Source organism: Histidinibacterium aquaticum, assembly GCF_008710275.1.
Classification (GTDB): domain Bacteria; phylum Pseudomonadota; class Alphaproteobacteria; order Rhodobacterales; family Rhodobacteraceae; genus Oceanicola; species Oceanicola aquaticus.
The window spans coordinates 164,628-185,302 of record NZ_VYQE01000003.1; the positions used below are offsets into that span (position 1 = coordinate 164,628).

The 20,675-nt window shown below is 70.8% G+C and carries 18 protein-coding genes and 1 pseudogene; 6 read left to right on the plus strand and 13 right to left on the minus strand.

Annotation, left to right across the window (positions count from 1 at the left end; all coding sequences use genetic code 11):
- Positions 1 to 163 precede the first annotated feature (163 nt).
- The 3 genes from cobT to F3S47_RS10365 all read left to right on the plus strand — a co-directional run bounded on the left by cobT (position 164) and on the right by F3S47_RS10365 (position 4,333).
- Positions 164 to 2,047, plus strand: a complete 1,884-nt coding sequence (cobT, locus tag F3S47_RS10355) for a cobaltochelatase subunit CobT (protein ID WP_150445198.1) — start codon at positions 164 to 166, stop codon at positions 2,045 to 2,047.
- A gap of 63 nt (positions 2,048 to 2,110) precedes the next feature.
- Positions 2,111 to 3,910 (plus strand): aminopeptidase P family protein, encoded by a 1,800-nt coding sequence (locus F3S47_RS10360; RefSeq protein WP_150445199.1) that lies wholly within the window; start codon positions 2,111 to 2,113, stop codon positions 3,908 to 3,910.
- An 81-nt stretch (positions 3,911 to 3,991) separates the two neighbouring features.
- Positions 3,992 to 4,333, plus strand: a complete 342-nt coding sequence (locus F3S47_RS10365) for a DUF427 domain-containing protein (protein ID WP_150445200.1) — start codon at positions 3,992 to 3,994, stop codon at positions 4,331 to 4,333.
- 4 nt (positions 4,334 to 4,337) lie between these two features.
- On the opposite strand, the gene F3S47_RS10370 is transcribed toward F3S47_RS10365, so the two are convergent.
- Entirely contained in the window at positions 4,338 to 6,026 is a 1,689-nt protein-coding gene (locus F3S47_RS10370) for a chloride channel protein (RefSeq protein WP_150445201.1), read from the minus strand.
- A gap of 70 nt (positions 6,027 to 6,096) precedes the next feature.
- On the opposite strand from F3S47_RS10370, the gene F3S47_RS10375 reads away from it, so the two are divergent.
- The 3 genes from F3S47_RS10375 (at position 6,097) to F3S47_RS10385 (ending at position 8,813) form a co-directional block, all read left to right on the plus strand.
- On the plus strand, positions 6,097 to 7,470 hold the full coding sequence (locus F3S47_RS10375) for an FAD-binding oxidoreductase (protein WP_150445202.1): 1,374 nt from the start codon (positions 6,097 to 6,099) through the stop codon (positions 7,468 to 7,470).
- A gap of 80 nt (positions 7,471 to 7,550) precedes the next feature.
- Positions 7,551 to 8,363, plus strand: a complete 813-nt coding sequence (locus F3S47_RS10380) for an alpha/beta fold hydrolase (RefSeq protein ID WP_191090151.1) — start codon at positions 7,551 to 7,553, stop codon at positions 8,361 to 8,363.
- A gap of 9 nt (positions 8,364 to 8,372) precedes the next feature.
- The gene (locus F3S47_RS10385) at positions 8,373 to 8,813 is read left to right on the plus strand and encodes an SgcJ/EcaC family oxidoreductase (RefSeq protein ID WP_223877789.1); all 441 of its coding nucleotides are present in this window, start codon (positions 8,373 to 8,375) and stop codon (positions 8,811 to 8,813) included.
- Here F3S47_RS10385 and recN read toward each other — a convergent pair.
- The 12 genes and pseudogenes from recN to F3S47_RS10440 all read right to left on the minus strand — a co-directional run bounded on the left by recN (position 8,810) and on the right by F3S47_RS10440 (position 20,645).
- Positions 8,810 to 10,456 (minus strand): DNA repair protein RecN, encoded by a 1,647-nt coding sequence (gene recN / locus F3S47_RS10390; RefSeq protein ID WP_150445204.1) that lies wholly within the window; start codon positions 10,454 to 10,456, stop codon positions 8,810 to 8,812. The two genes, F3S47_RS10385 and recN, sit on opposite strands and share 4 nt — an antisense overlap.
- A 41-nt stretch (positions 10,457 to 10,497) precedes the next feature.
- Complete coding sequence (locus F3S47_RS10395) at positions 10,498 to 11,340, minus strand: outer membrane protein assembly factor BamD (RefSeq protein ID WP_150445205.1); 843 nt, start codon at positions 11,338 to 11,340, stop codon at positions 10,498 to 10,500.
- A gap of 106 nt (positions 11,341 to 11,446) precedes the next feature.
- Positions 11,447 to 12,361, minus strand: coding sequence for a UDP-3-O-acyl-N-acetylglucosamine deacetylase (gene lpxC, locus F3S47_RS10400; protein WP_150445206.1), 915 nt, complete (start codon positions 12,359 to 12,361; stop codon positions 11,447 to 11,449).
- A 134-nt stretch (positions 12,362 to 12,495) separates the two neighbouring features.
- Positions 12,496 to 13,416 (minus strand): DMT family transporter, encoded by a 921-nt coding sequence (locus F3S47_RS19385; protein WP_191090152.1) that lies wholly within the window; start codon positions 13,414 to 13,416, stop codon positions 12,496 to 12,498.
- 124 nt (positions 13,417 to 13,540) lie between these two features.
- The gene (gene ftsZ, locus F3S47_RS10410) at positions 13,541 to 15,130 is read right to left on the minus strand and encodes a cell division protein FtsZ (RefSeq protein WP_150445207.1); all 1,590 of its coding nucleotides are present in this window, start codon (positions 15,128 to 15,130) and stop codon (positions 13,541 to 13,543) included.
- Positions 15,131 to 15,596: 466 nt separating this feature from the next.
- Positions 15,597 to 16,931, minus strand: coding sequence for a cell division protein FtsA (gene ftsA, locus F3S47_RS10415; protein WP_150445208.1), 1,335 nt, complete (start codon positions 16,929 to 16,931; stop codon positions 15,597 to 15,599).
- A 22-nt stretch (positions 16,932 to 16,953) separates the two neighbouring features.
- Complete coding sequence (locus tag F3S47_RS10420; protein WP_150445209.1) at positions 16,954 to 17,832, minus strand: cell division protein FtsQ/DivIB; 879 nt, start codon at positions 17,830 to 17,832, stop codon at positions 16,954 to 16,956.
- Positions 17,829 to 18,743, minus strand: coding sequence for a D-alanine--D-alanine ligase (locus F3S47_RS10425; protein ID WP_150445632.1), 915 nt, complete (start codon positions 18,741 to 18,743; stop codon positions 17,829 to 17,831). Before F3S47_RS10425 ends, F3S47_RS10420 begins: the two co-directional genes overlap by 4 nt.
- Positions 18,744 to 18,885: 142 nt before the next feature.
- Positions 18,886 to 19,812, minus strand: coding sequence for a UDP-N-acetylmuramate dehydrogenase (murB, locus tag F3S47_RS10430; protein WP_150445210.1), 927 nt, complete (start codon positions 19,810 to 19,812; stop codon positions 18,886 to 18,888).
- A complete protein-coding gene (locus tag F3S47_RS19730) occupies positions 19,796 to 20,083 on the minus strand; it encodes a hypothetical protein (RefSeq protein ID WP_223877821.1) in 288 nt (95 codons plus the stop codon). The genes murB and F3S47_RS19730 overlap by 17 nt, the downstream gene beginning before the upstream one ends.
- 71 nt (positions 20,084 to 20,154) lie before the next feature.
- A pseudogene (locus F3S47_RS19735) lies at positions 20,155 to 20,394 on the minus strand (DUF2484 family protein); the annotation flags it as partial.
- Positions 20,391 to 20,645 (minus strand): DUF2484 family protein, encoded by a 255-nt coding sequence (locus F3S47_RS10440; protein WP_150445212.1) that lies wholly within the window; start codon positions 20,643 to 20,645, stop codon positions 20,391 to 20,393. The pseudogene F3S47_RS19735 and the gene F3S47_RS10440, both read right to left, overlap by 4 nt.
- Between the last annotated feature and the right edge of the window lie 30 nt (positions 20,646 to 20,675).

The window sequence follows — 20,675 nt, forward strand, 5'->3', positions numbered from 1 at the left end:
GAATGCGAGGACGCGCTCTAGGTCGCCACTGTGCGCGAGAGACGCAACCGGCGCTTACTGAGGGTCATCTGCGCATTTTCGCACGGACCCGTGACCGGCTACCGGCCGCTCGACCGGCCGGGTTTCGATTGCGGCTGAGGGCGCATGCGCTAGATTGCGCGACATGAGCAAACCCGCCGACAATCCGGCCGATCCCTTCAAGAAGGCCCTCGCGGAAGCGACCAAGGTCATGGCCGACGATCCCGAGCTGGGCGTCAGCTATTCCGTCGATCCGCCGGGCCAGACCGCCGACTCCGTGCGCCTGCCGCAGATCAGCCGCCGGATGACCCGCGACGAGGTCCTGCTGGCCCGTGGCACGGCCGATGCCTATGCCCTGCGCCACCGCTACCACGACGCGGGCGTCTCCGCGCGCTACATGCCCGAGGGGCAGATGGCCCGCGACCTCTACGACGCGATGGAATCCGCCCGGGTCGAGGCGCTCGGCGCGCAGCGGATGCCGGGTACCGCCGGCAACATTGACGCCAAGATCGGCGCCGAGGCCCGTCGCAAGGGCTACGGCCAGATCCGTGACAAGAACGAAGCACCGCTCGCCACCGCCGCGGGCTACCTGATCCGCCACCTCGCCACCGGCCGCGACCTGCCGGAGGGCGCGTCTAACGTCATGGACCTCTGGCGCGGCTTCATCGAGGAGAACTGCGGCGAGACGCTGGAAGGGCTGGACGAGACGCTCTCGGACCAGCGCGCCTTCGCCCGCTTCGCGCGCAAGCTCATCGAGGACATGGGCTACGGCGACCAGCTCGGCGACGATCCCGACGCGCCCGACGAAGAGGACGACGACGAGACCGCCGAGCAGACGGACGAGGAAGAGGAAAGCCCCGAGAACGAGGGCGAGGAGGACAGCGAGGACTCCGACGACATGGAGGCCTCGCCCGAGAGCGCGCAGGAGCAGGAACAGGACCAGAGCCAGGCGCAGGTGGACCTCGACGAGCTGGCCGACGCCGAGTTCGCCGAGGAGACCGAGATGCCCGAGGGCGAGGCGCCGCTGGAGCCGCCCCCGCCCCCGCCGGTCTCGGAGGCTGACCCGAACTACACCGTCTTCTCGACCGCCCACGACGAAGAGATCGGCGCCGAGGATCTCGCCGAGCCGGTGGAGCTGGAGCGCCTGCGCGCCTACCTCGACCAGCAGCTCGAGCCGCTGAAGGGCGCGGTGGGGCGGCTCGCGAACAAGCTGCAGCGGCGGCTTCAGGCCAAGCAGAACCGCTCCTGGGAGTTCGACCGCGAGGAAGGCATCCTCGACGCCGGGCGGCTTGCGCGCGTGGTGGCAAACCCGACGACGCCGCTCTCCTTCAAGGTCGAGAAGGACATGGAATTCCGCGACACCGTCGTGACGCTCCTGCTCGACAACTCGGGCTCGATGCGCGGCCGGCCGATCTCGATCGCCGCGATCTGCGCCGACGTGCTCGCCCGGACGCTGGAGCGCTGCGACGTGAAGGTCGAAATCCTGGGCTTCACCACCCGGGCCTGGAAGGGCGGCAAGGCGCGCGAGGAATGGCTCGCCGCTGGCCGGCCCGCCCAACCGGGGCGGCTCAACGACCTGCGTCACATCATCTACAAGTCCGCAGACGCGCCCTGGCGCAGGGCCCGGCCGAACCTCGGGCTGATGATGAAGGAAGGTCAGCTCAAGGAGAACATCGACGGCGAGGCGCTGGAATGGGCGCACCGGCGGATGGTCGGACGGCCCGAGCAGCGCAAGATCCTGATGGTGATCTCGGACGGCGCGCCGGTGGACGACTCCACGCTCTCGGTCAATCCGCCGAACTACCTCGAGAAGCACCTGCGCGACGTGATCGCCATGGTCGAGCGGCGCAGGCTGGTGGAGCTCATCGCCATCGGCATCGGCCACGACGTGACCCGCTACTACCAGCGCGCGGTGACGATCACCGACGTGGAGCAGCTTGCCGGGGCGATGACCGAGCAGCTCGCCGGGCTCTTCGACAGCGATCCGCGCAAGCGCGCGCGGGTGATGGGACTGCGGAACGTCGCCTGACCGGGCGTCCTCTGCGCGACTGACCGCCCCCGTCGCCATGCGCGGGGGCTCTGGGAGATGCCGATGTTTCAAAGCTTCGAGGTGACGAGCGCGCCCGAGCAGGGCCCGCCGCGCCTGGCCGCCCTGCGCGAGATCATGGAGGCCGAGGGGTTCGACGCCGTCCTCGTGCCCCGTGCCGACGTGCACCAGGGTGAATACGTGGCCCCCGCCGACGAGCGGCTGGCTTGGCTCACCGGCTTCACCGGGTCCGCCGGGTTCTGCGCCGTTCTGAAGGAGGAGGCCGGGCTCTTCGTGGACGGGCGCTACCGGATGCAGGCGCGGGCGCAGTGCGCCGCGGAGATCACGCCGGTCGCCTGGCCCGAGACGCAGCTCTCCGGCTGGCTGACCGAGCGGCTCGGCGCTGGGTCCACGGTGGCCTTCGACCCCTGGCTGCACACCGTCAAGGAGGCGGCGAAGCTGCGCGAGGCGCTCGGCCGGAAGGACATCCGGCTGGTGGCCGTGGACCATCCCGTCGACCGCGTCTGGACCGACCGGCCCGGCCCGCCGGAGGCACCCTTCTTCGCCTATCCCGACAAGATGGCGGGCGAGACCAGCGCCAACAAGCGCAAGGAGATCGCCGCGCGCCTCAAGGACGCGGGGCACAGGGCGGTGATCCTCACCCTGCCCGACAGCATCGCCTGGCTGCTCAACATTCGCGGCTCCGACATTCCGCGCAACCCGGTGCCCCAGGCCTTCGTCATCCTGCACGACAGCGGAAGGGCCGAGCTCTTCTGCGCGCCGCACCAGGCAGCCGAGGTGACCGATCACATGGGGCCCGACGTGGCGGTGATCGAGAAGGCCGGCTTCACCGCCGCGCTCACCGACCTCGATGGGCCGGTTCGGATCGACCCCGAGAGCGCGCCCGAACGGGTGCGTGCCCTGCTGGAGGAGGCGGGCGTCGAGGTCGCCGAGGACGACGACCCCTGCCTGCTGCCCAAGGCGCGCAAGCTTCCGGCCGAGATCGAGAACACCCGCGAGGCGCACCTGCGCGACGGCGCAGCGATGGTGCGGTTCCTCGCCTGGGTCGACGCCGAGGCGCCGGGCGGCGGGCTGACGGAGATCGACGTGGTCCGCGCGCTGGAGGGATTCCGCCGCGACACCAACGCCCTGCGCGACATCTCCTTCGAAACGATCTGCGGCGCGGGCGAGCACGGCGCCATCGTCCACTACCGCGTCAACGAGGAGACCAACCGCGCGGTGCGGCCGGGCGAACTGCTGCTGGTGGATTCAGGCGGTCAGTATCTCGACGGGACCACCGACATCACCCGCACGGTTATCGTGGGCGAGCCCGAGGACGAGCACCGCCGTTGCTACACGCTGGTGCTCAAGGGCATGATCGCGATCTCCCGCGCGCGCTTCCCGAAGGGGCTCACGGGCCGCGACCTCGACGCGCTGGCGCGCTACCCGCTCTGGACCGAGGGGCTGGATTTCGACCATGGCACCGGCCACGGCGTGGGGGTCTATCTCTCGGTCCACGAGGGGCCGCAGCGGATCTCGCGCCGCTCGGACACCGTGCTGGAACCGGGAATGATCCTGTCGAACGAGCCGGGCTACTACCGCGAGGGGGCCTTCGGCATCCGCATCGAGAACCTGCTGGTCACGCGCAAGGCCAGGCAGATCCCCGGGGCGGACGACCGCAAGATGCTGGACTTCGAGACGCTGACCTACGTTCCGCTCGACCGGCGGCTGATCGACACGTCGCTCCTGTCGCCCGAAGAGAGGGACTGGATAGACCGGTATCATGCGGATACGCTCGCGCGCATCGGGCCCCGCCTCGACGGGGCCGCCAAGGACTGGCTGACCGCCGCCTGCGCCCCGCTCTAGGGGCCCGGGAGAGGCGGTCATATTTCTGTCGCGGACCGGACCATAGGGTCGGCGCGATGCCTGCATCGATAAGGGGGACAGATGGCGGAGAATATCGAGATCAGATCGGCCGAGGGCACCTGGGTCGTCCGCGCCGGCGGCGCCGTCCTCGGCGAGAGCGACAAGGCGCTGGAGCTTCGCGAAGAGGGCTACGACCCGGTGATCTACTTCCCGCGGGAGGACATTGCGATGGCCTTCCTCGACGCCTCGGAGACGCGCACCACCTGCCCGCACAAGGGCGAGGCGCGCTACTTCACGATCCAGAGCAAGAGCGGCCCGCTGACCGATGCCGCCTGGTGCTACGAGGATCCCAAGGACGGCGTGTCCCGCATTGCCGGGCACCTGGCCTTCTACACGGACACGGTCGCGGTCGAGCAGGTCTGAGCCGTCAGGAGTGCTCCTCGGCCGCCGTGGCGGCCAGGGCGCGGTTGTAGGCGCGCAGCGCGTCCACCTGGAAGAGCGCCCCCCAGAGCTCGGGCGGCTTGTCCCCGCCCGAGAGCTTCACCACCGGGATGAAGACCGGGTTGGTCTTCTCGAAGATCGGCATGGCCTGCTCCAGAGTGGCCTGCCTGTCGACATATGTGCCCTCCTCGATCATCTGCCAGCAGGTCTCCTCCGGCGCGCTGCGCGGGGCGTCCTTGGCTCGCATGACGCTCTCGACCTTGAAGGTGCCCAGCAGGTAGGCCTGCGGCCCCGCCGCGAGGCGCACGCCCCTCCGGTCGAGCTGGGTGAGGAAGAAGGACCGCTTCACCAGCTGCGTCGAGAGCGCCGTCGAGATCGAGACGGTGACCATCACGGCGAGCCCGGTCTGCCAGTCGCCCGTGAGCTCGAAGACGATGAGCGTGGTCGAAATCGGCGCGCCCAGCACTGCTGCGGCGACGCCGCCCATCCCGGCCAGCGCGTAGAGCGTGCCCTCGCCAGAGACCTCCGGGAAGAGCGCCGTGGCGACGGTCCCGAAGGCGAGGCCGGTGAGCGCGCCCAGCATCAGGGAGGGCGAGAAGACGCCGCCGCCCATGCGCCCGCCCATGGTGATCGCGACGGCGATCACCTTGATGATCACGAAGACCACCGCCTCGTGGAACAGCAGGTTGCCGGTGAGCGCGAGCGAGGTCGTCTCGTAGCCCACGCCGATGATGTGCGGGAAGAAGATCGCGATGGCCCCGAGCAGCACGCCCGCCGCCGCGGGCCGGCCCCAGCGCGGCAGGCCGGTGCGCGATTGCAGCGCGGTGCCCAGGTCCTCCGCCCAGAAGACCGAGCGCATGGTCACGACGGCCACCAGCCCGCAGAGCAGGCCGAGCAGCAGGAAGGCCGGAAGCTCGACATAGAACTCCAGCGCGTTCTGCATGGGCAGCGAGAACTCGGTGACGCCGCCGTAGGCCAGCCGGTTGATGACCGTCCCCGCCGCCGAGGCGATGACGATGGGCGCGAAGGCATGGACCGCGAAGTGCCGCAGCACGACCTCGAGCGCGAAGAGAGCGCCGGCGATGGGCGCGTTGAAGCTGGCGGAGACGGCAGCGGCCACGGCGCAGCCCAGGAGGTCGCGACCGGTGATGCCGTCGGCCCGGATCGCCTTGGCGACATAGGTCGAGATCAGGCCCGCGATGTGCACCACCGGACCCTCCCGCCCCGTCGAGCCCCCGGTCGAGAGCGTGATGAGCGAGGCCAGCGCGGAGACGAGACCGCGCCTCACCTGCAGCCGACCGTCCGAGAGCGCCGCGCCCTCGATCACGTCGGCCACGCCGCGCACCCGGCCGTCGTCGGTGAACCAGTGCAGCAGCGCGCCCACCACGAGCCCGCCGATGACCGGGATCGCCCAGACCCAGTACCAGGCCAGCCCGGCGGCGAAGGTGTGCAGGAGGTTGGGGTCGTCGACGCCGTAGATCAGCTTCTGCAGGGTCTCGATGCCCCAGCGGAAGAGGATCGCGGCGAAACCGGCGCCCACGCCGATGGCCAGGGCGATGAACCAGAACTGCAGGCGAGAGGGACCCCGGGTCAGGACGGTGCGCCAGGCCTCCAAGGCGCTGAGCCGGGCCTGGGATACGCTCTCGGCCACGAAGGATCGAACGCCGTCGGCCATCCGGTGTGTCGCTTTCCGTCCCCTTCCCCTTGGCCTATCTTCGCCCGGGCTCAAGGGCAAGGGAGGCCGGATGACCATCGAGACCGCGATAGACAGGCTGCGCCAGAGGTTCGGGCAGCGGCTCACCACGAGCGAGGCCGAGCGCGAGGCCCACGGGCAGTCGGAGAGCCATTTCCCGGTGACCCTGCCGGATGCCGTCGTCTACCCCGAGAGCACCGCCGAGGTCGCGGAGCTGGTGGAGATCTGCGCCGCCGAAGACTGCCCGTTGATCGGCTGGGGCGCGGGAACCTCGCTGGAGGGCCACGGGCTCGCTGTGCGGGGCGGGGTGACGGTGGACTTCTCGCGCATGGCGCAGGTGTTGGAGCTTCGGCCCGAGGACATGGTCGTGCGGGTCCAGCCCGGCATCACCCGCGAGCGGCTCAACGAGGAGCTGCGGGCGACCGGGCTCTTCTTCCCGGTCGATCCGGGGGCCAATGCCTCGATCGGCGGCATGGCGATGACGCGGGCCTCGGGCACGACGGCGGTGCGCTACGGGACCATGCGCGACAACGTTGCGGCGCTTGAGCTCGTGACGGCGGCGGGCGACGTGATCCGGACCGGGACCGCCGCGCGGAAGAGTTCGGCGGGCTACGACCTGACGGCGCTCTTCGTGGGGTCCGAAGGCACGCTGGGACTGGTGACGGAACTGACCCTTCGGCTGCACGGCCAGCCGGAGGCCGTCTCCACGGCGGTCTGCGCCTTTCCCAGCACGGGCGCGGCGGTGGAGGCCGTGGTCGAAGCGGTGCAGAGCGGGCTGCCCATGGCGCGGATCGAGCTGGTGGACGCGGCGACAGCGGAGGCGGTCAACGCCTATTCGAACGCGGATTTCCCCGCCCTGCCCCACCTCTTCGTCGAGTTCCACGGTGCCCCCAACGCGGTCGCCGAGGAGGCCGCGCGCTTCGAGGAGATCGCCCGGGACAACGGCGCGGAGACGATCCGCAAGGCCACCGAGGCCGAGGAGCGCAGCCGCCTCTGGCACATGCGGCACAGCGCCTATTGGGCGATCCTCGCCTCGCGCCCGGGCTCGCGCGCCATCGTGACCGACGTCTGCGTGCCGATCTCGCGGCTGGCGGAAGCCATCGCGGCGACGCAGGAGGATCTCGCGGCCGAGGGGCTCGCGGGCCCGATCCTGGGACACGTCGGCGACGGTAACTTCCACGCGATCCTGCTGCTCGACGGCTCGGAGGCGGAGCGCGCGGCGGCCGAACGGGTCAACGCCCGCATGGTGGAACGCGCGCAGCAGATGGGCGGGACCGCCACCGGCGAGCACGGGATCGGCATGGGAAAGCTCAAGCATATGCAGGCCGAACACGGCGCGGGATGGGCGATGATGGGGGCGATCAAGCGTGCCCTCGATCCGCGGGATCTGTTCAACCCCGGCAAGGTGGTGCCACAGGAAGGCTGACGCGGCAGGAGGCAGGAACAACCTCTCGGCGAGGGACGTTTTTGTACGAGTTCGAACAGTCAGCCGAAAGTCGCGCCTTAATGCCGTTCGACGCCAAGCCGCGCCTCAACGTCCAGGACACCAAGGGCGCGGGCCCCGTCGTCATCCTGCTCCACGACTGGCCGATGTCATCGGAGATGTGGACGCCGCAGTTCCGCATGCTCCGCAACGCCGGGTTCCGCGTGATCCGCTATGACTGCCGAGGCTTCGGCAAATCCGACGCAACAGGTGAAAGCTACGATCTGGACGCGCTCGCGGCCGACCTGCACCGCCTGATCGAGGCGCGCGACCTGCGTGAGGTCTCCCTCGTCGGGATCGGCATGGGGGCCGCGGAAATCATCCGCTATCTCGCAATCCACGGCGACGATCGCGTCTCTCGGCTCGTCCTGGTGTCCTGCCCGGGACCGGTCCCCGCGCGGGATGCGGAGTGCGGGCCGGACGAGACCGATCCCTACACCCGGACGGTGCGGGCGCTGGACGAAGACCCGGAGGCCTTCTGCGGGACCTACACCCATGAGGTCCTGTCCTTCCGCGGGACATGCCGCGCGAGCGAGGCCACGCACCGCGCAGTCCTCGAGCAGATCCGCGCGGCGCGTCCCGAGGTCATGCTCGAGAGCCTCGCCGCGGTGCTCGGCACCGACCTGACCTCCGACATCGCCGCCCTGCGCCGCCCGGTGATGCTCCTCCACGGCGAGGGCGACGACATGCTCCCCGTCGAGACCACGGCGCAGCGTCTCTACGAGGCGATCCCGGGAAGCCGGCTGCAGGTTCTCCTCGGCGCGCCGCATGCGCTGAACCTCACCCACACCCGGCACTTCAACAGCGCGCTTCTCGATTTCCTGCGGCTGGGATAGGCTCGCCCCGTGCTGGACGCCCCCGAGGACATCGCCCCCGCCTTCGTCACCGCCTGGATGGCGCGCGACGCAGCGGCGCTCGCCGCGCTCTTCGCCGAGGACGCGGACTTCGTGAACGTGGTCGGGCTCTGGTGGGAGGACCGCCCGGCGATCGGGGCGGCGCATCACCGGGGGCTCACGACCTTCTTCGCCGAGAGCCGGCTGGCCTTGGGCCGGGTGAAGGTCCGTCACCTGGGAGAGACGGCGGTGGTCCATGCCCGGCTGCGTCTCAGCGGGCAGACGGCGCCGGACGGATCGGTGGCCGAGGGACGCTCGACGATCCTGGTCTTCGTCATGGCGAAACAGGCGAAGGGATGGCACTGCGTCGCCGCTCAGAACACCGACATCGTGCCGGGGGCCGAGACGCATCTGGCCGGCGGAGGGCGGCTCTCGACTGCCCGCTACGACTAGCCCGCCATCAGCGCCCGAGCCGCCTCTCGCGCGGCATCGGTGAGAGTATCGCCGGAGAGCATCCGGGCGATCTCGTCCACCCGCGCGCCCGCGTCGAGGGGGACGACCGTCGAGAGCGTCGCGTCGTCCGTCTGCCGCTTCTCCACCCGCCAGTGGTGACCGCCGAGGGCGGCGACCTGGGGCGAGTGGGTGACGACGAGCACCTGGCCGTCCTCGGCCAGCCGGGCGAGCCTGCGGCCCACGGCGGCGGCGGTGGCGCCGCCCACGCCGCGGTCGATCTCGTCGAAGATCATGGTGAGCCCCTGCGCGCCGCCGGTCAGGCAGACCTTGAGCGCCAGCAGGAAGCGCGAGAGCTCGCCGCCGGAGGCGATACGGTTGAGCGGACCGGCGGGCGCGCCGGGGTTGGTGGCGACGGTGAAGGTCACGGCATCGCGGCCCTCGGGCCCCGGCTCGGCCTCGGCCATCTCGACGGTGAAGACCGCGCGCTCCATCTTGAGCGGCGCGAGTTCCTCGGCCATCGCCGTTTCCAGCTGCCGCGCCGCGCCCGCACGCTCGGCCGAGAGCGCCTCCGCCGCCGTGCCGTAGGCCGCCTCCGCCTCTCGGGCCTCCTGCTCCAGCCGCTTGAGATCCTCGTCGGAGGCGTCGAGCGCCTCCAGCCGGCCACGCAGCTCGCCGGCGAAGTCGGCCAGCGCGTCGGGCAGGACATTGTGCTTGCGGGCGAGGCCACGGATGGCGAAGAGCCGCTCCTCGATCCGCTCCAGCGCACCGGGATCGAAGTCGAGCGCTTCGATGCAGTCGGCGACGCCCTGCTCTGCCTCGGCCAGTGCCTCCAGCGCGCGCCCCAGCGCCTCCAGCGGCGCATCGAGACGCCCCTCCGCCCCCTCGGCGGCGCCGTCGAGCCACCGCATGGCATCGCCCACCGTACCCTCCGCCCCGTCGGGGCCGAGCGCGGCATGGGCGCGGGCGATGTCCTCGCGGATGCGCTCGGAGGACTGCATGAGCCGCCGGCGGGTGTCGAGTTCCTCTTCCTCGCCGGGCTTGGGGTCGAGGTCGTCGAGCTCGCCCACGGCATGGCGGAGGAATTCCTCCTCCGCGCGCAGCGCTTCGGCCGCTTCGCGCGCGGCGGCGAGCCGGTTCTCGGCGTCGCGGCGCGCGCGCCAGGCAGTGCGGACCGCACCGGTGTCGGCCCCGGCGAAGGCGTCGAGCAGCGCGCGGTGGCCCCGCGGGTTCAGCAGCCCGCGGTCGTCGTGCTGGCCATGGAGCTCCACCAGACGGTCGGAGAGCTGGCGCAGGACCTCGCCGGTCACGCGGGTGCCGTTGACCCAGGCGGTCTTGCGCCCGTCGCGCGAGTTCACCCGGCGCAGGATCAGCTCGCCGTCCTCGCCCGAGATCCCGGCCTCGTCCAGCACCTCCTCGCAGGCATGGCCCGGAGGCAGGTCGAAGACGGCCGTCACCTCCCCCTGGTCGGCGCCGCTGCGCACGAGCTCCGCCCGTCCGCGCCAGCCGAGGACGAAGCCCAGCGAGTCCAGCAGGATCGATTTTCCGGCGCCGGTTTCGCCGGTCAACACGTTCAGGCCCGGCTGGAAGGCGAGGTCCAGCCGGTCGATGATGAGCATGTCCCGAATTTCAAGCGTGCGGAGCATGGTGTGTCAGCCGGAGGGTGCGTGGGCGTCACGCACCGTGCCTAGAGCCACTCGCCGCGCACGACCTGCCGGTAGATCTGCGCCAGCCAGTTGTCGCCCACCGCGCGCATCTCCAGCCCCCGCCCGGTCAGCAGCGCGTAGCTGTCCTGGTACCAGTCGGTCGACTGGTAGTTCCGGCCGAGGATCGCGCCGGCGGTCTGCGCCTCGTCCGTGAGGCCGAGCGCGAGGTAGGCCTCCACCAGGCGGTGCAGGGCCTCGGCGGTGTGCGTGGTGGTCTGGAAGTCCTCGACGACCACGCGGAAGCGGCGCACGGCGGCGGCGAAGTGATCGCGCCGGAGGTAGTAGCGGCCCACCTCCATCTCCTTCGCCGCGAGGTGGTCGAAGGCGAGGTCGAACTTGAGCATCGCGGGCTCGGCGTACTCGCTGTCGGGGTACTGCTCGATCACCGTGCGGAGCGACTGCAGCGCCTGGAAGGTCAGCCCCTGGTCGCGGCCGATCTCGTCGATCTGGTCGTAGTAGCTGAGCGCCAGCAGGTACTGGGCATAGGCGGCATCCGGCGTGGCCGGGTAGAAATCGATGTAGCGCTGCGCGGCCGAGCGGGCGTTGGGATAGTCGCGGTCCTGGTGGTAGGCCGCCGCCTGCATGATGAGCGCGCGCTTGGCGAAGTCGGAATAGGGGTAGAGCCGCTCGATCTCGCCGAAGTAGAAGGCCGCGTCGTCGGCCCGGCCCTGCGCCAGCTCGAACTCGCCGCGCTCGAAGATCTCCTGCGGCGAATAGGCGTCCAGCGCGCCGGGCTGGCGGGGGTCGAAGGAATTGCAGGCCGAAAGGGCGAGTCCCGCCGCGAGCGCCGCCGCCACGATTCTCAGCCGTCGTCCGTCCGACATGCCCGGTCCCCTGCTCCTGGCCCTCGAGATCCCGGGGCACGGCCCGCGGGATGGCCTCGGTCTAGCATAGAAGATTCTGAGGCAAAACGCCCTTTTGCGCGAGTGCTCAGGCCACCGCCTGCAGGTCGGCGGCGACCACTCCGGCGCCCGGCAGGCGCGCCGCGATATGGGGCGGACAGGTGACGCGCTCCCAGTTGTCCGCATCGGCGAACAGCGCCCGCAGGACCTGGTTCGTCATGGCGTGACCCGCCCGCTCGCCGGTGTAGCGCGCCAGCAGCGGTGCGCCCGCGAGCGCGAGGTCGCCGAGCGCGTCGAGCATCTTGTGGCGCACGGCCTCGTCGGCGTGCCGCAGGCCGCCCGGCGTCAGGATCCGGTCGCCCTCGACGACGACGGCGTTCTCCAGCGTCCCGCCGAGCGCCCGGCCTTGGGCGCGCATCGCCTCGACGTCGGCGCTGCGGCAGAAGGTGCGGGCGTCGCAGAGCTCGCGCAGGAACGCGCCGTTGCGCATGTCGAGGCGGCGCGCCTGGTGGCCGATGGCCGCGTCATCGAAGTCGATGGTGAAGTCGATCTCGAGTCCCTCAAAGGGCGAGAGCCGCGCGACGGCGTCGCCGCGGCGCACCTCGACCGTGCGCTTGACGCGGATCGCGGTCAGCGCGCGGTCCTGCCGGGCGATCCCGGCGGCGAGGAAGCGCCTGACGAAGGGCGCGGCGGAGCCGTCGGCGATCGGGGCCTCGGGGCCGTCGAGGACGATCCGCGCGTTGCGGATGCCGCAGCCCGCGAGCGCCGCCATGACGTGCTCGACCGTCGAGACCGAGGTGCCGTCGTGGCCGACGAGGCGGGTCATCAGCGGGGAATGCTCGACGAGGTCCCAGCGCGCGGGCACGGCGGCGCCGCCCAGGTCACTGCGCTGGAAGACGATCCCCTGCCCGGCCCGCGCAGGATACACGTCCATCCGCACCGGTGCCCCGGTGTGGAGGCCGATCCCCTGGACGGTCACGGAATTGGCGAGGGTCGTCTGCACGCATCAAGCTTTCATTAATCTTCGATGGGGCCGAGGTAGTAACGGGAGCGCCCGGGCTCAACTCACTCTTTGCAACCGCTTGAAACATCGCGGGGCGCGCGGACAGGCTTTTGTTTTCAATGGTGTATTTCCGACTACCTTCCCGGCCGTCCGGGAGCCGCCAGCGGCACCGTTGCAGGCGTCCTCCGCCGCAGGACCAGCATGGAGGCCATGAGGATGGCGAGTGCGCCCAGCATCGCCACGGGTCCCGGCACGAGGCCGAAGAGCAGCAAGTCGAAGATCACAGCCCAGAGCAGGCCGGTGAAATCGAAGGGCGCGACGTCCGAAACCCGGGCGCGCGCCAGCGCCTCGGTCGCCGCGATGTGGCCGAAGCCGCCGAGCAGCCCCGCGCCCGTGAGGAGCATCACCTCGCGGGGCCAGAGCGCCGCCCAGCCGAAGGGCCAGGTCGCGAGCCCCGCCAGCGTGCAGGTGACGGCGAAGTAGAAAGCGATGGCTCCCGCGCTCTCGGTCGCAGTCATCGTCTTGATGTGGACCCGGACGAATGCCATCGTCAGCGCATAGCCGAGCCCAGCCGCGCCGCCCACCAGGGCGCCCTGCCCCGGCGCCTCGAGCGCCTCCCAGAGCATCGCGATGGCCCCGCCGAAGCCGAGCGCCACGGCGATCACCCCCGCGACGCCCGCGCGCTCGCCCAGCAGGAGCGTCGCCATCGGGAGCATCAGCACCGGCGCGAGGAAGGCCAGCGCCTGCGCCGTCGCAACCGGCAGGTGGATGAACGAAAGGAACGAGAGCGCCATGGAGAGCGCGCCGAAGAGGCTGCGGGTCAGGTGCAGTCCGATCCGGCGGGTGCGAAGGCCGCCCGGCAGGTCTCCGCGCAGAGCCATGTAGAGCAGGATCGGACCCAGCGCGACGGCCGAGCGCCAGACCATGATCTGCCCGACCGGCACGGCGTCGCCCACGGCGTGCACGAGCGCCGACATGGCCGTCACCAGGAAGACGGCCAACAGGCGGAGCGCGGCTCCGGTCCCGGGGGCGTGACGCGGGCTGGTGTCGGTCATTCCGCTCTTTTGGCTGTTCTCGCTGATTGTGTTAGCGCTAACTTTCCCACCGCGAAATGACCAGCCCCAAACGAAAACCGCCGGCCACGAGGGCCGGCGGTCTTTCATTTCATGTCGGGTCGGCTCAGTTCGCCTGGCGGCGGAGGAAGGCCGGGATTTCCACGCGCTCCTGCTCGGGGTCGGTCTCGGGCTCTTCCTCTTCGCGGCGGAGCGAGGTGACCTGCGGCTGGCGGCGTTGCGCGGCCGCGCCCTCGGCCTGGTGGCCGGTCATCCGGTTGATGAGCGAGTTGATCCCGAAGCGCGGACGCTCTTCCTCGCCCTCGTGCGCGGAGGCGGGCTGGGCGGCCTGACCGCCGCGCGCGGCGGGCGCCTTGGCGGCGGCCGCCTGCAGCCGGGCCATCGTGTCGGCGGAGGGCTGGCCGGGCTGGCCGCCCTGCGGCGCGCGGGGCGCGACGAAGGCTTCGGGCTCGGCCTCGACGGAGGGAGCGGGACGCGGACGGTAGGCCGGCGGGGGCAAGTCGTCCTCGGCGGTCTCTTCCTCCTCGAAGATGTTCTCGTGCTCCTCTTCCTCACGCTCGTCGAAGAGCGTGGGCTCGGGGGCGCGGGCCACTTCGGGCTGGGGCGCGGGAGCCGCCTCGCGGGCCGGAGCCGGAGCCGCACGCTCGAAGCTCTCGGCGGCGGGGGCCTCCGGAGCCTGGCGCGTCGCGTTCACGGAGCGGCGCGGCACGGGCATGTCCTCGGTGCGGGCCACTGCGTCGATGCCGGTCGCCACGACGGAGACGCGCATCTTGCCTTCCATGTCGGTGTCGAGCGTGGAGCCGACGATGATGTTGGCGTCCGGGTCGACCTTCTCGCGGATCTTGTTGGCCGCCTCGTCGAGTTCGAAGAGCGTGAGGTCGTAGCCGCCGGTGATGTTGATGAGCACGCCCTTGGCGCCCTCGAGGCTGATCTCGTCGAGCAGCGGGTTGGCGATCGCCTTCTCGGCGGCCTGCACGGCGCGGTTCTCGCCGTCGGCCTCGCCGGTGCCCATCATGGCCTTGCCCATCTCGTCCATCACCGCGCGGACGTCGGCGAAGTCGAGGTTGATGAGGCCCGGGCGCACCATGAGGTCGGTCACGCCCTTCACGCCCTGGTAGAGCACGTCGTCGGCCAGCGCGAAGGCCTCGGTGAAGGTCGTGTTCTCGTTGGCCAGACGGAAGAGGTTCTGGTTGGGGATGATAATCAGCGTGTCGACGACCTTCTGCAGGGCGTCGAGGCCGTCGTCGGCCTGCTTCATCCGCTTGCCGCCCTCGAACTGGAACGGCTTGGTGACGACGCCCACGGTCAGGACGCCGAGCTCGCGCGCGGCCTGCGCGATGATCGGTGCGGCGCCGGTGCCGGTGCCGCCGCCCATGCCGGCAGTGATGAAGCACATGTGCGCGCCGGCGAGCTGGTCGACGATCTGCTCGATGCTCTCCTCGGCCGCCGCCGCGCCGACGGTGGCGCGGGCGCCCGCGCCGAGGCCCTCGGTGACCTTCACGCCCATCTGGATCTTGGCCGGGGCGCGGGACTGCTGCAGCGCCTGGGCGTCGGTGTTCGCCACGACGAACTCAACCCCTTCCAGCTGCTTCTCGATCATGTTGTTGACCGCGTTGCCGCCTGCGCCACCGACGCCGAAGACGGTGATACGAGGCTTCAGCTCTTCGTGCTCGGGCATGGAAAGGTTGAGTGCCATTTGTGCTTATCCGCCTGTCTGTCTCCCGCCCGTCCCACTCGGGCGATTTTCGCTTTGTCAGGTGATCCTAACGGCAGGGCCGCGCCGCGTCACGCCGTTTTCGCGGGAAAACCGCAAAATCGACATGCAAAATGGGGGCGACCGGCAAGATAATGCCGTCCGACCGAGTCTTAGCGGGGCGCAAGGGTGGCCCCACGAGATATAGCGCGACCACGGATCAGCCGCCCACGCGGGGCCGCGTGGCGGGAAACGGGTGCGATTCTGTCAGGACGACTGCTCGGCCGGCCTCGGAACCGCCTCTTCGGGCGGTTTCCACGGATTGGATAGCAGCGGGCCGCCGCACCGCGCAAGCGCTTTCAGCCGGATGAGGCGGAGGCGCGCGGGGTCCGGCCGAAGCGGCGCGGACGCCGCTTGAGCCGCGTCCACGCGGCTCGGGCAAGGGCCTTCGAGGCCCTTGCCGCCCGGCTCACCAGTTTTCCTTGAACCACTTCACCGCGCGCTTGAACGAGCGGGCGGGGTAGCGTTCGGCGGGGATCTCGAAGTCCCACCATTCGTCCTGGGGATGCGCGGCGAAGAGCGCGAGGCCCACCGCCGAGGCGAAGGCGGAGCCGGTCGCGGCCTGCGGCAGGCCCTGGACCCGCAGCGGTCGGCCGAGCCGGACCTGCTGGCCCAGGATGCGCGAGGCGAGGCCGTCGAGCCCGGGGATCTGCGAGCCGCCGCCGGTGAGCACGATCTGCTGGCTGGGCAGGTGCTCGAAGCCGGCCGCGTCGAGACGGGCGCGGACCTCCTCGAGGATCTCCTCGACGCGCGGGCGCATGATGCCGATCAGCTCGGCGCGGGAGACCTTGCGGCGGTCGTGCTCCCAGTCGCCGGTGTCGCCGCCGATCTCGATCTGCTCGCGGTCGTCCATGCCGGTGGCCACGAGGCCGCCGTAGAAGGTCTTGATCCGCTCGGCCTGGCTCATCGAGACCTGCAGGCCCATGGAGATGTCCGAAGTCACGTGATCGCCGCCCAGCCGCACGCTGTCGGCGTAGATCATGTGCTTCTTCATGAAGATCGAGATGCCGGTGGAGCCGCCGCCCATGTCGATGCAGGCGGCGCCGAGTTCCTGCTCGTCCTCGACCAGTGAGGAGACGCCCGAGACATAGGCCGAGGAGGCGAGGCCCGCGATGTCGAGGTCGCAGCGGCCCACGGCGTGCACGAGGTTCTGCACGGTGAGGTCCTCGACCGTCAGCAGGTGCATGTCGCAGGTGAGCCGGTTGCCGATCTGTCCGCGCGGGTCGGCGAGGCCCGACCTGTGGTCCAGCGCGAAGTTCACCGGCTGGGCGTGCAGGACATGGCGGCCGTCACCGTAGTCTGGCACGTCGCAGGCGGCGAGGACGCGGCCGATGTCGGCCTCCTCCACCTGCGCGCCCGCGATATCGATCGCGCCGTCGAGGCCGTAGGACCGCGGCCGCGCGCCGGAGAAGCAGGCGATGACGTGGTCGACCCGGACCTGAGCCATCTTCTGCGCGGCCTGCACGGCGGTGCGCACCGCGCGCTCGGTCTCGGCCATCGCGTCGATCTCGCCGAACTTCACCCCGCGCGAGCGGGTGGTGGCGGCGCCGATCACGCGGAAGGCCGATTGCCCGGCCATGGAGCCCACGCCGTCGCTCTCGCGGAACCGCTCCGGCCCGTCGAACCGCAGGATCAGGCAGGCGATCTTGGAGGTGCCCACGTCCAGGACCGCGATCACGCCGCGCTGCATGGCCGCCCGGCGCATGTTCCGCATCGCCCGCTGGGTCTCGTAAAGCTCCTTCATCGTACCTGTTCCCTGTGCCTCGTTATTCTTGGTCTTCCAGCGCCCGGTCGGCGCGCGCCCGGAACGCCGCGGCCGCGGCGGGGCGCAGCCGGATGGTCGGCCGCTCCTGATTGCGCATGTCGACGACGGCGATGTCGCGTTCGAAGAGGTCCTGCGCGGAATCGAGCGCGAGCACCCGCTCCAGCGCCCGGACGGGCGCCTCGGCGGGCAGCAGGACACGCTGGTTGTCCTCCAGCACCACGTCCCAGCGGCGTTCGCCCTGGCGGACCAGGCCCCGGATGCGGTTGCCGAGCGGGGCCGCGGCCTCGAAGAGAGCCATGGCTTCCGGCAGCGCCTCGGGCGCACCCTCCCCCGCCACGAGCGGCAGGTCGGCGCGGTCGCCGCGGGCCGCCAGCGGAGCGACGAAGACGCCCTCGGAATCCACCAGCTTCAGGCCGTCGGTCCCGCGCCAGACGGCGGCGGGCTCGCGTTCGGTGAGGGCGACCTCCAAGATGCCGCCGGGGCGGACGCGGACCCGCGCCCGGTCCACCCGGTTGAGGGCGGCCACCAGCTGGCGCATCTCCTCGAGGTCGAGATCGAAGGAGGAGACCGGGAATTCCACCGGCAGCACCGCGCGGACTTCCTCGGTGAGGGCCTCGTCGGCGCCGGTGACCTCCATGCCGTTCACCCGGAACTCGGGCCGGGCCTCGAAGCGGTCGCGCAATTCGCCCGCCGTTTCCACGAGCGCCGCGCGGTTCTGCTCCTGCCCGAACCAGAAGGCCGCGATGCCGCCCACCACGACGAGCGGAACGCCCAGCCGCAGGAAGCGGCGGAACGCGGGCGTGAGCATGAGACGGTTGAGCCGGTAGTGCAGGCGCGAGGGCGCCGGGTCCCGGCTGCGGCGCGGCTCGGATCCCCTCATCTGTCGCAAGAGGCGTCCTCCACCAGCCGGCGGCACATCTCCGGGAAGCTCAACCCGGCGGCGGCGGCCTGCTCGGGCGCGAGCGAGGTCGGCGTCATGCCGGGCTGGGTGTTGGTCTCGAGCAGGATGAGCCCGTCGAGCCCCTTCTCCTCGTCCCAGCGGAAGTCGGTGCGCGAGAGGCCGCGGCAGCCCAGCGCGTCGTGCGCCCGGAGCGCGTAGTCCTCGCAGGCGGCGTAGACCTCGGCGGGGATCTCGGCGGGCACGACGTGGCGCGATCCGCCTTCGACGTACTTGGCGTCGTAGTCGTACCAGCCGTCGGTGAGGATGTCGGTCACGCCCAGCGCGCGGCCGTCCATGACGCAGGTGGTCAGCTCGCGGCCGGGCACGAAGGCCTCGACCATGACGGTCTGCGGCATGTCGTCGGAGAGGGCGGGCGGCCCGTTGGCGCCCGCGGGCACGAGGTAGACGCCGACGGAGGAGCCCTCGTTGTAGGGCTTCACGACGTAGGGCGGCTCCATCGCGTGGGCCGCGCGGGCGTCGTCGCGGTCGACCAGCAGGCTCTCGACCACGGGCAGGCCCGCCTCGCGGTAGATCTCCTTGGTGCGGACCTTGTCCATGGCCAGCGCCGAGGCCAGCACGCCGGAATGGGTGTAGGGCAGCCGCATCCATTCGAGCAGGCCCTGAACGCAGCCGTCCTCGCCCCAGCGGCCGTGCAGCCCGTTGAAGACGACGTCGGGCGCGATCTCCATCAGCCGCGCGCCGAGGTCGGCCCGCGCGTCGATTTCGGTGACCCGGTATCCGGCCTCGCGCAGCGCGCCGGCGCATTCGGTACCGCTCGACAGCGATACCTCGCGCTCGGCCGAGAGACCGCCCTTGAGGACTGCGACATGCAGGGTCTGGCCTGCGCCCATTCGTTCCTGCCTCACGCGGGCCGTTCTCTCGGCCCGTCAGTTGGAGTCCCAGCGCCGACCGTCCCGAACCGGGGAGGCCGTGCATCGGATCGACTTCGTTAGATCGCCACCGCCCCTGCCTGAAGGGCGACGGCCAGACTGCTCACTCAGGGGCCGGTTCGCCGACCCTCATGATTTCCCACTCTAGCGTCAGGCCGCTCGCGTCGTAAACCTTTTTCCTGACACGCTCGCCAAGCTCTTCGAGGTCCGCGGCAGTCGCGTCACCGGCGTTCGTCAGGAAGTTCGAGTGCATCTCGTTCATCATCGCCCCGCCGAGCCGCGCCCCGCGCATTCCGGCGTCGTCGATGAGCTTCCAGGCCTTGAGATCGTGGGTGTCGTCGGCCCGCCCGGTCGAGGAATGGCCCGCCGGGTTGCGGAAGGTGGAGCCGGCCGTCCGGTCCTTGGTCGGCTGGGTCTCGTCGCGGCGGGCGAGCTGGTCGGTCATCTTCTGCGTCAGTTCGTCGGGATCGCCACGCTCGGCCTCGAAGAGCGCCTCGACGATGACGGCGTCCTTCGGCAGGTCGGAGGAGCGGTAGGCGAGCTTGAGGTCCTCGGCGGGAAGCGTCGCGATCTCGCCGTCGCGGAAGACGACGGTCACCTCGATGAGGTGATCCTTGACGTAGGTGCCGTAGCAGCCCGCGTTCATCCGCACCGCGCCGCCGATGGCGCCGGGGATGGTCCGCAGGAAGGTCAGGTCGTGGCCCTCGGCCGCCGCGCGCTTGGCGACCTGCGCGTCGAGGGCCCCTGCCCCGGCGCGCACGTGACCGTCCCCGACCTCGACGTGGTTGAAGCCGCGGCCGAGGCGGATCACGACGCCGCGCACACCGCCGTCGCGGACGATGAGGTTGGAGCCCACGCCCACCGGCAGAACCGGCACGATCGGGTCGAGGACGGCGAGGAACTCCGCGAGGTCCTCGCGATCGGCGGGCTGGTAGAGCCAGTCGGCCGGGCCGCCCACCCGGAGCCAGGTGAGGTCGGACAGGGGCTTCTTCTCGGTCAGCCGGCCGCGGGTCTCAGGTAATGTCGTCATGCGGCAGTTCCTGCCCGGCTTTGCGCCAGCGGTAAAGGCCGATCGCGGCCCCGAGGGCCAGACCGGCGAGGACCGGCCAGAGAAGCGCCGCGGCGACGAGGCCCGGCGACTCCGCAGTGTCTGGCATCCGCCAGCCCGTGGCGGTCAGCAGGATCGCCCCCAGCATGAGCAGCGCCATGAGCGCGAGGATCGGCCAGTTGCCGTTGCGTCCGAGGTAGAGCCCCGGCGCGAGCCCGACGAGGCCGCCGACGATGATGAAGATGAGAGACATGGTCCGAAAACTCCCGCCCGATCAGCCGGTTCCGCCTGTATGACCGACCGTGCGCCGTCCGGACCGAAGCCCAGCCGCCGCTTGAGCCAGCGTCCGAGAAAGTAGAGGGGCCAGCGCAGCACGCTCGCGCCCGCCGCGAGGCACAACAGGCCCATCCAGGGGCCGGTCTCGTAGGTGACCCAGCCCAGCAAGGGGACCCCGATGGCGATCAGGAAGAAGGCCCGTCGCCAGTGGTGATCGTTTGACGGGATCATCGCGAGCACGTTGGCGAGGATCATCCAGGCGAAGGCCGCGACCAGGGAGTAGCTCATCGCGGTGTCTCCACCGGCAGCCCAATGGCGCGGCGCGCGATGTAGAGGAGCGGCCGCCGGAACATGGAGAGAAAGGCGAAGAGCGCGAAGGCACCGATCCACCAGCCGTGCAGTATGGAAAGCCAAAGGATGAGACCCGGCGCCGTGACCAGCAGCGCCAGTCCCGGCGCGTACTGCCGCCGCATCGGGAGCAGCGCCGTCACGGTGGCGGCGATCACCCAGAGGGCTCCGGTCAGCAACGCGGCACTCATTCCGTTACTCCACAGACCTCGCTCGCCGGT

Bases quoted from the DNA above. Each gene is read 5' to 3' on its own strand.
- F3S47_RS10425 (WP_150445632.1), bottom strand. From the start codon at position 18,743: ATGGGCGCAGGCCAGACCCTGCATGTCGCAGTCCTCAAGGGCGGTCTC.
- cobT (WP_150445198.1), top strand. From the start codon at position 164: ATGAGCAAACCCGCCGACAATCCGGCCGATCCCTTCAAGAAGGCCCTC.
- F3S47_RS10360 (WP_150445199.1), top strand. From the start codon at position 2,111: ATGTTTCAAAGCTTCGAGGTGACGAGCGCGCCCGAGCAGGGCCCGCCG.
- F3S47_RS10420 (WP_150445209.1), bottom strand. From the start codon at position 17,832: ATGAGGGGATCCGAGCCGCGCCGCAGCCGGGACCCGGCGCCCTCGCGC.
- F3S47_RS10380 (WP_191090151.1), top strand. From the start codon at position 7,551: ATGCCGTTCGACGCCAAGCCGCGCCTCAACGTCCAGGACACCAAGGGC.
- F3S47_RS10365 (WP_150445200.1), top strand. From the start codon at position 3,992: ATGGCGGAGAATATCGAGATCAGATCGGCCGAGGGCACCTGGGTCGTC.
- recN (WP_150445204.1), bottom strand. From the start codon at position 10,456: ATGCTCCGCACGCTTGAAATTCGGGACATGCTCATCATCGACCGGCTG.
- F3S47_RS10370 (WP_150445201.1), bottom strand. From the start codon at position 6,026: ATGGCCGACGGCGTTCGATCCTTCGTGGCCGAGAGCGTATCCCAGGCC.
- ftsZ (WP_150445207.1), bottom strand. From the start codon at position 15,130: ATGGCACTCAACCTTTCCATGCCCGAGCACGAAGAGCTGAAGCCTCGT.
- murB (WP_150445210.1), bottom strand. From the start codon at position 19,812: ATGACGACATTACCTGAGACCCGCGGCCGGCTGACCGAGAAGAAGCCC.
- ftsA (WP_150445208.1), bottom strand. From the start codon at position 16,931: ATGAAGGAGCTTTACGAGACCCAGCGGGCGATGCGGAACATGCGCCGG.
- F3S47_RS19730 (WP_223877821.1), bottom strand. From the start codon at position 20,083: ATGTCTCTCATCTTCATCATCGTCGGCGGCCTCGTCGGGCTCGCGCCG.
- F3S47_RS10440 (WP_150445212.1), bottom strand. From the start codon at position 20,645: ATGAGTGCCGCGTTGCTGACCGGAGCCCTCTGGGTGATCGCCGCCACC.
- F3S47_RS10375 (WP_150445202.1), top strand. From the start codon at position 6,097: ATGACCATCGAGACCGCGATAGACAGGCTGCGCCAGAGGTTCGGGCAG.
- F3S47_RS19385 (WP_191090152.1), bottom strand. From the start codon at position 13,416: ATGACCGACACCAGCCCGCGTCACGCCCCCGGGACCGGAGCCGCGCTC.
- F3S47_RS10395 (WP_150445205.1), bottom strand. From the start codon at position 11,340: ATGTCGGACGGACGACGGCTGAGAATCGTGGCGGCGGCGCTCGCGGCG.